This window comes from Dyella sp. 01N36, from assembly GCF_056399745.1.
Genome location: NZ_JBFTRY010000023.1, coordinates 26,955 through 37,182 on the forward strand (window position 1 = coordinate 26,955; position 10,228 = coordinate 37,182).

Here is a 10,228-nt window from a genome sequence, read left to right on the forward strand (position 1 = left end):
CTCGTTCCGCAGCGAATTTCAGCGGAATTTCTGTCAGTGGTGACCTAAGTGCTGTGCGGCGCGATGACGCGCGGCAGCGGTTGTCACACTCAGCGCGTATTCTTGAGAACGCAGTAATGCGTCACTTCACCGGCTCGGCCAGCGGCTTGCCCTTGTCGATGATCCACGTCGATAGCGCTGTGCCGCCGTCGCTGCCCGGTGCCGCCGCAAGACTGTGCACGGCGCCGCGCGGATTGAAGAAGTGATCGCCCGCCTTCAGCACCTGATCGGGTTTGCCGCGCGTCTTGAGCACGAGATTGCCTTTCAGCACATAACCCGATTCATCGCCGTTGTGCATATGCCAGCCCACCGCGCCGCCGGGAGGAATATCGGCCGTGCCAAGCACGATCTCGGTGCCCGGCACACCGCTTTGCTCGTGCTGGTCGAGGATGGTGCGCTTGGCCTGCGGCGCATTGGCGGCCGGCGCATCCTGCGCGACGACGTGGCTGCTCACACCAGCGGCCGCGAGCAGGGCGGCGATCAGCACGGGACGGAGTGACATGGCGGCATCCTCGGCACAAGCGGAATCGCTGCGGATGGTGCGCGCGAAAACGTTAGCGCGGCGCGAAGCCGTTTCCGACGGATCGTCGACGGCGGTGGCCTATCATGGGTCTCCCCCGTACCGCCCGAGTCACGATGAACGACCCCTCCACTCCCTTGCACGTGGCGCTGATCGGCTATGGATTTGCCGGCAAGACCTTCCATGCGCCCCTGATCCGCAGCGTGCCCGGCCTGGCGCTGCGCACGGTGGTATCGCGCGATGCCAACAAGGTGCGCGCGGACTTGCCTGAGGTGGACGTCATCGCCGACATCGCAAAAGTTCTTGCGGATCCCCAGGTGGACATCGTGGTGATCGCCTCGCCCAACGACACCCATGCGCCGCTGGCGCGCGCCGCGCTGGAAGCGGGCAAGCACGTGGTGGTGGACAAGCCCTTCGCGCTCGATCTGGCGCAGGCCCGCAACCTGGCCGCCATCGCCCAGCAGCAGGGGCGCGTGCTGTCGGTGTTCCAGAATCGTCGCTGGGATAGCGACTTCCTCGGCGTGCGGCAGCTGATCGCGCAGGGCACGCTGGGCGAGGTGACGCATTTCGAATCGCATATCGACCGCTTTCGTCCGCAGGTGCGTGCACGCTGGCGCGAGCAGGCGGGCGCGGGCAGCGGCCTGTGGTACGACCTGGGGCCGCATCTGGTGGATCAGGCCTTGTCGCTGTTCGGTTTGCCCGAGCGCGTATGGGCCAGTCTGGCCACCCAGCGCGATGGCGGTGAAGTCACCGACTGGGCGCATGTGGTGCTCGAGTACGGCGAGCGTCGCGTGATCCTGCACGCGGGCATGCTGGTGGCGGGCGGCAGTGCGCGCTTCACCGTGCACGGCACGCAGGGCAGCCTGGTCAAGCCGAAGATCGACGTGCAGGAAGCGCAACTGATCGCCGGCATGCGTCCCGGCAACGCTGAATGGGGCATCGATCCGGATGATCTGCTGCTGTACGACGGTGACGGCCAGGTCACGCATCTGACCACGCCCCGGGGCGACCAGAGTCGCTATTACGCGGCCTTCCGCGACGCAGTGCTCGGGCGAGGCCCCGCTCCCGTCACGGCGCGCCAGGCGATCACGGTGATGGCGGTGATCGAGGCTGCGATGCAATCGGCGGCGGAACATCGGGCGGTAGCCCTGGAGCTGGATGCCGATGAACGGGAGGCATGGCACGCCGCATCCAACTGAGCGTTGCCTATGGGCGTGAACAAGCCGATCCGCCCGGTGAGCGAAGCACGCAGTGGCCGTGAGTGGCCCATAAAAAAAGGCCCCCTTTCGGGGGCCTCACGGATCGGCTCTAGGGGGGCGACCGATCCGGGCTGCCGGGGTTCGTGGAAACCGCGACCTGGTTAGATTGCCCGAGGCTTCGAGATTTCGATGTAAGCGAAGTCTTACCCGTTTGGTCAGAAACTGGATGGCCGTTTGTCAGGCCAGCCAGGAGCCTGCGAAATCAGCGATTCACCGTCTGCATCATCGGCCCGGCGTAGCGCGCACCCGCGGCGGCGTCCGGCGGGAACACGGCATCGATCGCCCGCAGTTCAGCCGCATCGAGCGTCACATCCATCGCACCCAGGTTTTCATCCAGCCGGTCGCGATAGCGGGTGCCGGGAATGGCGAACACATTCTCACCCTGTGCCAGCACCCAGGCCAGCGCCAGCTGAGCCGGCGTGCAGCCCTTCTCGGCGGCAATCGCGTTCACCTTGTCCACCAGTTCCAGGTTGCGGAAGAAATTCTCGCCCTGGAAACGCGGGCTCTGGCGGCGGTAGTCGTCAGCTTCGAAATCCTCCGGGCTGCGGAAAGCGCCGGTGAGAAAACCGCGACCCAGCGGCGAATACGCCACGATGCTGGTGCCGGTCTTGCGCGAGGATTCGAGCATGCCGTTCTCCTGCGGATCGCGCGTCCACAGCGAAAATTCCACCTGCAGCGCCGCGATCGGATGCACCTTGGCCGCCCGCTCCAGCGTGGCGCCGGAGGCTTCGGACAAACCCAGATGGCGCACCTTGCCGGCCTTCACCAGCTCGGCCATGGCGCCCACGGTTTCCTCGATCGGCACGTCGATGTCCACGCGGTGCTGGTAGTAGAGGTCGATGTATTCCACGCCCAGTCGCTTGAGGCTGGCTTCGCAGGAGGCACGTACATACTCGGGGCGGCCATTGATGCCGCGCTTGGCCGGGTCGTTGGGATCGCGCACGATGCCGAACTTGGTGGCGAGGAAGGCCTGCTCGCGGCGATCCTTGAGCGCTTTGCCCACCAGCACCTCATTGGTGTGCGGGCCGTAGACATCGGCGGTGTCGAGGAAGTTGAAGCCACGTTCCAGTGCGTGGTGGATGGTGGCGATCGATTCGGCGTCGTTGCGCTGGCTGCCGTAGAAATCGCTCATGCCCATGCAGCCGAGGCCGAGGGCGGAGACGGAGGGACCATTCTTGCCGAGCTGTCGCATATGCATGGGGCGTTCCTTGGGAGGGTGGGGAGGCTGGCCATGCATTGTTAGTCATGACAGTCTGGCGATAAATGCTCAATAATCGCCATGTCTGTTGTCGAAATGGTCAACAATCGCCATGGATCGTCTGCAAGCCATGCGGGTCTTCACCCGTATCGTCGAAATGGGCAGCTTTACCCGCGCGGCCGATGACCTCAGCCTGCCGCGCGCCACCCTGACCCACACCATCAAGCGGCTGGAAGAACACGTGGGCGCCCACCTGCTCCAGCGCACCACCCGGCAGGTGCGGCCCACCCGCGATGGCGAGGTTTATTACAACCATTGCGTACGCCTGCTTGCGGACCTCGATGCGGTGGAGGCGGATTTTCGCGAGGCGGCCGCGGTGCCCAAGGGTCGATTGCGCATCGACCTGGCCTCCTCGCTGGCGCGCCTGGTGTTGATTCCGGCGCTGCCGGAATTTCTTGCGCGCTATCCGAAGATCGAGCTGGATATCGGCACCAGCGACCGCTTTATCGATCTGGTGCGCGAAGGCGTGGACTGCGTGCTGCGTGCCGGCGATCTGCCCGATTCGACCATGGTCGGCCGGCGCGTGGCCAATCTCTCGCAGGCCACCGTGGCAAGCGTCGCCTACGTGCAGCGTCATGGCATGCCGCAGACGCTGGCGGATCTGCAAAACGGACACGTGGCGGTGGACTGGGCATCCCCCACCACGCGCCGCACCTCGCCACTGGAATTCATGGTGGGCAAGCGCATGCGCGAAGTGACGCTGCCCGCGCCGATTGTGGTGAGCGGTACCGAGGCTTACCTCGCCTGCTGCGAGGCAGGGCTCGGCATCGCGCAGTTTCCGCGCTATCGGGTGGACGAGGCACTGGCCAGCGGCACGCTGATCGAGCTGCTGCCGGCGATGCCGCCGCCATCGTTCCCGATCAGCGTGCTGTACCAGTCGCAGCGGCAGTTGCCGTTGCGACTGCGCGTGTTCATCGACTGGATCGTCGAGGTGATGGGCGAGGTGCGTTGAGCGCTACCGATCCATCTGGCTGATCGCTTCGCGCATCGGCGCCACCGACACCCTGACTACGCCGGTCAGCGGCGTATCCATTTCCAGGATCACGTAGATCGCCCCGGAAGCCGACAGGGCACATATCAGAAAAAAGAACAGCACCGTGTGGTTATGCGGGGCGAACAGCCCGAACGTTCCAAAGATCACGCACAGCCATGCGGCCAGCACCAGCAACAGCGTCATCGGGATGGTGCCGTTCTTCTGCATCAGCGCCAGCCAGCGTGCAGCGAATACCTCGTCGGAAATATCGAGCGCGCGGTCCTTCAATTGCTGCTCGGCCGGCGTGGTGGGGGTCAGTGCGCCAACGCGGCGCTGGAATTCGCTGACGTGGCTGAGGATCTGCGGACTGTCGAGCTGCGCGATCCGCGCGCGGTCACCCGAGGCCAGCAAGTCCACCCAGTTGGTATAGCTGCGCTTGAGCGTCTCGCGCAGCGGTTGGGCCTCGGGTCCGTACTGCGCCAGCGCGCGATCGAGGCGCAGGATATTCACCGCGTTGCGCTGCAGATCGCCATTGACCGCGTCATACGAGGTCTTGGCCGACGAGATCAGCAAGCCCAGCACCAGCGCGGCGATGGTGGCGATCAGGCCGGCGGCCAGCTTGATGGACGAGGCCGAATCCTCATCCAGGTGATGATTGGGCAAGCGCGTGCGCGCATACATGCCCAGCAGCGCGCAGCCAAACACACCGGCAAAAATCAGCAGGAAGATCAGCAGGTGCGTCATGGCGCTTGCTCCTCAGACGTGGTCGCCGGTAGGCCTTATTCCTCCCAGGCGGGTCGCTTGCTGATGCCGCCTTCGGTGCGCAGCGCGTTGGCATCCATCAGCTTGCCGTCCATCATCACTACCTCGGTATGGCGCAGGTCGCCGATATTCACCGCCGGGTTGCCGTCGACCAGGACCAGGTCTGCGTTCTTGCCCTTCTGGATGCTGCCGGTGTGCGCGTCGGCGCCCACCAGATGAGCTGTAACCGCAGTGGCGCTGGCGAGTGCTTCGGCATTGGTGAAGCCGGCCTGCACGTAGAGCTCCAGCTCGCGCACCAGCTCCAGCCCGGTGCCATCGGTGCCGGCGACAATCGGCACGCCCGCCTTGTGCATCGCGCCCACCAGCGCCTGAAGTTTGGCGAAGCTGGCACGGTAGTCGGCCCGCGTGAGGTCCTTGGGCACGGTGAAACCACCCTGGCGGAAGCCGCGTTCTACGGCAGGCGGCAGCGTGCCGACGTAGGGTGCGTACGAAGGCGAGAGATCGCCGTTCTCCGGCACGTACAGACTTTCGGCGATCACCAGGGTGGGATCGGAGGCGATGTGGCGCTGGGCCATGGTGGCGATCAGCGACTTCATCGGCTCCTTGTCCAGATCCACGTTGCGCGCATAGCGCCCCGGGCCCTCGAAACGTCCCATGCCATTGGACGCCTTGACCACCTCGTCGGGCATCGCCTGCATCATCACGAAGTAGATGTGGGTGATCTCGTCGTAGCCATCGTCGATGGCCTCCTTCGGACGCATGCCGGCAGGCAGGTGGCCATGCACGTGCAGACCTTGCTTGTGCGCCTCGGCGGCGGTCGCTTTCACCCAGGCCGGGTTGAACGTGCCATAGATCTTGATCGCGCTGAAGCCATCGGCCTTGGCGCGGTCGGCCAGCTTGATCGCCTCGTCCTGCGAGGTCGCCACCGTGGCCACCTGCGCCGCGTTCGGGCCCTTGCCGTCGATCAGCATCGACGGATACACGTGCGGCCCCAGCAATTCACCCTTGGCGCGACGCTGGGCGCGCGAGAGCGTTTGCTCGTTGATGTTGCCCGGATCGCGCACCGAGGTGATGCCCAGCGACAGCAGCATCGGGCCGCTGGCGTCATCGGGCACATGCTGGTGCGAATCCCACAGGCCGGGCACCAGGGTCTTGCCCTTGCCGTCGATCACCTGCGTGTTCTTGGGCACGGTGATCGAGGCGGCATCGCCCACGGCGGTGATCACGCCCTTGTCCACCAGCACCGTTTGGCCGTCCACAAAACGCGTGCCGTCCACGAAGGCGCGCACGTTGGTGAAAGCCACCGGGCCGGCCGGCGTCTTGAGCAGCTTGGGCACGATGGCCTTGGCATGCTGGGCGAGCGCAGCAGTCTGGGCCTTCTCCAGCACTGGAAGCGCGGATTCATAACCTTCCGGCAGCCACGTCAGGCCATTGACGAAGCCGAAGAAGTGCCCGGACTTATCCACCCACACCGGCACCGGCGTGTTGCTGAGGCCGGTCACCGCATACGCGGTCACTTGCTGTTTGTTGGCACCATCGCCCACCGTGGCGACGGTGAGTTTTTCCGCGTGCGCCTTGCCGCCGGGCAGGAGCGTGAGCGTCTTGTCTGGCGCGGCCAGCAATTTTTCGACCAGGTCGGCATTGAGGTCGAAGGGACCGCCAAAGGCGACGTATTCGGCCGGCGCGCTGTACGGCGCGGAACCCGCGTCCACCGGACTCTTCCAACTGGCCGTGCCCGACTGCACGGCAAACGTCTCGCCGGCATCGCCGTTGGGCGTGTGGCCGCGGATCACCACGCGCTCAATCATGCCGTCACGGCCCAGCGTCGTGCTGCTGTCCACTTCGGTCACCATGCCGCGCAGCAACAGGCTTTCGCGGCCCATATGTGTGCCGTCGGCAGTAACCCAGCGCGCCGAGCTGCCGTGCTTGCCGGCGGTGGACACGATGGAAAAGCGCTGCGCATTGGCTGGCGGCGTGGCCAGCGAGTCGGTGGGAGCGGGAGTGTCGGCGAAGCAGGGCAGCGCCACAAAAAGTACGAACGCGACGAACGGGGCACGCATAGGAAAGCCTCCGGTGGGTTCGCGGCGCAGTATGGCTGGCCGGCGCGTCAAGCCATAGTGCTGGGCGGGGTGCCAAATGGGCTAGGGCTGTCCTGATCGCTTCCGCATGCGCGCACGCAGGGCTCTCTTGACGCTGGGACCACGCACGTTGGCGGCAGACTCCCGGTGTCAGGGGCTCGGAGAGGCGAGCATGGCATCGACCCATCCCGACGTGCTTATCGTCGGCGCCGGTCCCACGGGGCTGGCCGCAGCATTGTTGCTCGCCCATCGGCGTGTATCCGTGCGCATCATCGATACGGCCCACGCGGCAGCCACGACATCCAAGGCATTGGCGGTGAACAGCCGGACGCTGGAGATGCTCCAGAGCACCGGTGTTGCCGACCAGATCGTCGCCGAAGGATGGCCCGTGCGCGGCGCCACCTTGCACGAGGACGGCCACGATGTGCTCGCGTTCGACCTGCCGCCCGCACAGCACGCGCGATCGGTCATGACCGTGCTGCCGCAGGCGCGTACCGAGGCGCTGCTGGCCAAGGCCCTGGCGGCGCAAGGCGTGACGGTGGAGCGCGGCGTCACCTTCCACGCGTTGTCGCAAGACCTCACCGAAGTCACGGCCACCCTGCAGCACGCCGATGGCGGCGCCGAGCAGGTCACCAGCCGTCTGCTGTTCGGCGCCGATGGCGCGCGCAGCGCCACGCGTGCCGCGCTGAAGCTCGATTTTCCCGGCAGCGGCCTGGCCGAACCCTGGTTGCTGTGGGACGTGGCGATGCAGACCTCGTTCGATCCCAATCGCGCGCACATCCTGTTCGAGCGCGACGGCTTCATCTTCCTGCTGCGGCTCGCCAACGACGTGTGGCGGGTGATCGGCAACACGCATGATCCGCTGGCGAGCATGCGACGCTACGGCACGCTGGGCCAGGTGTCGTGGGAATCGCAATTCCACGTCAGCCATCGCGTGGCATCGCAGGCTGGCGTGGGGCGCGTGGCGCTGGGTGGCGACGCCGCGCACATCCATTCGCCGATCGGCGCGCGCGGCATGAACCTCGGGATCGAGGACGCCTATGTCTATGCCGATTGCGCCGCCGACGCACTGGCCGGCGACATGGGCCGGATGAACGACTATGCCTCGCTACGCCACGCCGTGCACAAGTCCGTCGTGCGCCGCATCGGCGCGCTGACGCGCGTGGTACATGGACGGCCGCCGTGGCTGCGCTGGATCCGCGACGGCGTGGTGCCCGTGGCGGGACATCTTTCGTTTGCGCGGCAACTGATGATGCGCACCGCCGGCGGCCTCGATCACCCGCTGAAGACGCGTCGCTAGGCAGGGCAGGCCAGCCTCAAGTTCGCCCCCGCACGGCCGATAACCGGGCATACGCGACATCCGACCACGACGATGGCGCGGTGTCCTGTTGTCGCCGTGCCAAACGCCGCGACGCTGTCGTATCGCCCGATGGGATGTAGCAAACGCATGAACGCACACAAGCCGCACGTGAAGGGTAATCGCGTGGATTGGGCCGATCCTCGCCTGCAGGCGTTATTGCGTCGATCAGAAAACTGGAAGCTCGACAACCGCGGCACCTATACCCCCAAGGATGTGCAGATCCACCTGGGCTGGGGCGCTTCCAGCGGCCGCCCGGCCGTGCTGGTGTGGGAACGCGACCAGGTGATGATGCTCGAGACCCGCTACGCCATCGCACTGGGCGAACAGGTGCGGGTGGACGAGCCGCAGGGCGAAAAGCTGCGCAGCGTGTGGGGCATCGTGGTCGAGGGCCGCGAAGGCTTCCGCGCGGAAGACCGCGACAACGGCGTCCACTTGCACTGGCTGCATCTGCGCTGAGATGTGGGCGGCCGCGCGCGGCCGCCACCCATGCTTAGACGACCGGCAACGGCGGCACCGTCGCCGGCGTGCCGTTCGAGTCGAGCGCAACCATCACGAAACGGCCGGTGGTGCAGACGCGGCGATCGCCGGTGAGCGGGTCTTCGCCCGTCAGTTCCACTTCCACCGTCATCGAGCTGTGGCCCACGTGCACGATACGTGCAACCAGTTCGGCCAGCTGGCCCGTGCGCACGGGCACCTTGAAATTCACTTCTTCGGAGCGCGCGGTGACCACCGTGCGACGGGCGTGGCGCGAGGCGACGATGAAGGCCGCCTTGTCCATCCATGCCAAGGCCTGTCCGCCGAACAGCGTGCCCAGGTGGTTGGTGTGATCGGGAAACACCATCTCGAGCAGGCGTGCCTCAGGCAGCGTGGGAGTGGCGGACAGGGCGTTGATTGGGTTCATGGCGTGATCGGGGAGGGCGAGGGTAGGATGGGGTCGCGGTGCCCGACAAGGAGAACCACATGCGTCACTGGCTTTTCATGGCCGCGGCTATTGTCACCGAAGTCGCCGGCACGTTGGCGATGAAACTCGGCGCCCATCACGGCTACCTGACCATCGGCCTGTCGACGATGTACGTGATGCTGGTGCTGTCCTATACCTGCCTGGCGATGGCGGTGAAGGTCATCCCGCTCGCAGTGGCCTATGGCGCATGGGAAAGCCTGGGCCTGGTACTCATCACCTTGTGCAGCGCCTGGCTGTTTGCCGAAGACCTCAAGCCGATCAAGCTGGCGGCGATCGCCCTGATCATCGCCGGGATCGTGCTGCTGGAGCGCGGCACAGACGAAGCGCCTGAAGGGAGCCGTCATGCTTCCTGAGTTCGAACCTGTCCATTTGCTTTACCTCGCCATCGCGATCGTGCTGGAGATCGCGGCCAATGTGCTGATGAAGCAGTCGCATGGGTTTGCCTACAAGCGGCCGGCTGTGGCCGCGATTGCGTGCGCGTTGGCGGCGTTTACGGCGTTGAGTTTTGCCATACGCGGGATTCAGTTGTCGGTGGCGTATGGCGTGTGGGGCGGGGTGGGGTTGATGGCGACGGCGGTGTTGGGGATCGCGGTGTTTGGGGAGAGGTTGCGGGGGGAGGGGTGGGTGGGGTTGGGGTTGATCACGGTGGGGGTTTGTTTGTTGAAGTTTGCGTGAGGGGGGGCGGTTGATGCGTTGCGATTCCGCGATCTGGCCGCCTACGCGGCGGGCGTTTCGAACGGCTGCCGCCGCTCGAGTCACATTTCTTTTGCTGGCCCAAAAGAAAAGTAACCCAAAGAAAATGGCCTATAACGCCCGCAGCATTGTGATGGGATAAGCCCGAACGCTCGAGGCACGCCGTCATGGGACAACCTCCGAGGGTACACAGGGGATACTTCCAAGCGCTGCGCAACGCGCCCGAATCGCTGAGGACTTAAAGCCGGGCCTCGCTGCATTCCCCCGCCGCGCCCTCTTGTCTGTGGGAGCGCACCCTGTGCGCGACAGCCACGCTGCGGTGTAC

At 65.6% G+C, this 10,228-nt stretch carries 11 protein-coding genes; 6 read left to right on the forward strand and 5 right to left on the reverse strand.

The features are described 5' to 3' along the window. Nucleotides 1–121 precede the first annotated feature (121 nt). The gene (locus AC1DMG_RS07545; protein WP_441604877.1) at nt 122–541 is read right to left on the reverse strand and encodes a cupin domain-containing protein; all 420 of its coding nucleotides are present in this window, start codon (nt 539–541) and stop codon (nt 122–124) included. A gap of 134 nt (nt 542–675) precedes the next feature. Here AC1DMG_RS07545 and AC1DMG_RS07550 point away from each other — a divergent pair, with 134 nt between their 5' ends. Further along, the gene (locus AC1DMG_RS07550) at nt 676–1,758 is read left to right on the forward strand and encodes an oxidoreductase (protein ID WP_441604876.1); all 1,083 of its coding nucleotides are present in this window, start codon (nt 676–678) and stop codon (nt 1,756–1,758) included. Nucleotides 1,759–2,020: 262 nt separating this feature from the next. On the opposite strand, the gene AC1DMG_RS07555 is transcribed toward AC1DMG_RS07550, so the two are convergent. Then, on the reverse strand, nt 2,021–3,016 hold the full coding sequence (locus AC1DMG_RS07555) for an aldo/keto reductase (RefSeq protein ID WP_477180362.1): 996 nt from the start codon (nt 3,014–3,016) through the stop codon (nt 2,021–2,023). Nucleotides 3,017–3,128: 112 nt separating this feature from the next. Between AC1DMG_RS07555 and AC1DMG_RS07560 the strand changes: the two genes are divergently transcribed. Next, nucleotides 3,129–4,028, forward strand: a complete 900-nt coding sequence (locus AC1DMG_RS07560) for a LysR family transcriptional regulator (protein WP_441604874.1) — start codon at nt 3,129–3,131, stop codon at nt 4,026–4,028. A gap of 3 nt (nt 4,029–4,031) precedes the next feature. Here the strand turns inward: AC1DMG_RS07560 and AC1DMG_RS07565 are convergent, their stop codons facing one another. Together AC1DMG_RS07565 and AC1DMG_RS07570 are read right to left on the reverse strand one after the other, a co-directional pair. Continuing rightward, nucleotides 4,032–4,793 carry a bestrophin-like domain gene (locus AC1DMG_RS07565; protein ID WP_477175114.1) on the reverse strand — a complete coding sequence of 254 codons (762 nt, stop codon included), beginning with the start codon at nt 4,791–4,793 and terminating at the stop codon, nt 4,032–4,034. A gap of 35 nt (nt 4,794–4,828) precedes the next feature. After that, a complete protein-coding gene (locus AC1DMG_RS07570; RefSeq protein WP_477175113.1) occupies nt 4,829–6,871 on the reverse strand; it encodes an amidohydrolase family protein in 2,043 nt (680 codons plus the stop codon). A 190-nt stretch (nt 6,872–7,061) separates the two neighbouring features. On the opposite strand from AC1DMG_RS07570, the gene AC1DMG_RS07575 reads away from it, so the two are divergent. Next, nucleotides 7,062–8,189: an FAD-dependent oxidoreductase gene (locus AC1DMG_RS07575; protein ID WP_477175112.1), complete on the forward strand. Its 1,128-nt coding sequence runs from the start codon at nt 7,062–7,064 to the stop codon at nt 8,187–8,189. 147 nt (nt 8,190–8,336) lie between these two features. Next, nucleotides 8,337–8,705 (forward strand): hypothetical protein, encoded by a 369-nt coding sequence (locus AC1DMG_RS07580; protein WP_441604870.1) that lies wholly within the window; start codon nt 8,337–8,339, stop codon nt 8,703–8,705. Between the two features lie 34 nt (nt 8,706–8,739). Here the strand turns inward: AC1DMG_RS07580 and AC1DMG_RS07585 are convergent, their stop codons facing one another. Further along, a complete protein-coding gene (locus AC1DMG_RS07585; RefSeq protein ID WP_441604869.1) occupies nt 8,740–9,150 on the reverse strand; it encodes an acyl-CoA thioesterase in 411 nt (136 codons plus the stop codon). Between the two features lie 59 nt (nt 9,151–9,209). Between AC1DMG_RS07585 and AC1DMG_RS07590 the strand changes: the two genes are divergently transcribed. Continuing rightward, a complete protein-coding gene (locus AC1DMG_RS07590; RefSeq protein ID WP_441604868.1) occupies nt 9,210–9,563 on the forward strand; it encodes an SMR family transporter in 354 nt (117 codons plus the stop codon). Further along, complete coding sequence (mdtI, locus tag AC1DMG_RS07595; RefSeq protein WP_441604867.1) at nt 9,553–9,885, forward strand: multidrug/spermidine efflux SMR transporter subunit MdtI; 333 nt, start codon at nt 9,553–9,555, stop codon at nt 9,883–9,885. Before AC1DMG_RS07590 ends, mdtI begins: the two co-directional genes overlap by 11 nt. Nucleotides 9,886–10,228: the final 343 nt, after the last annotated feature.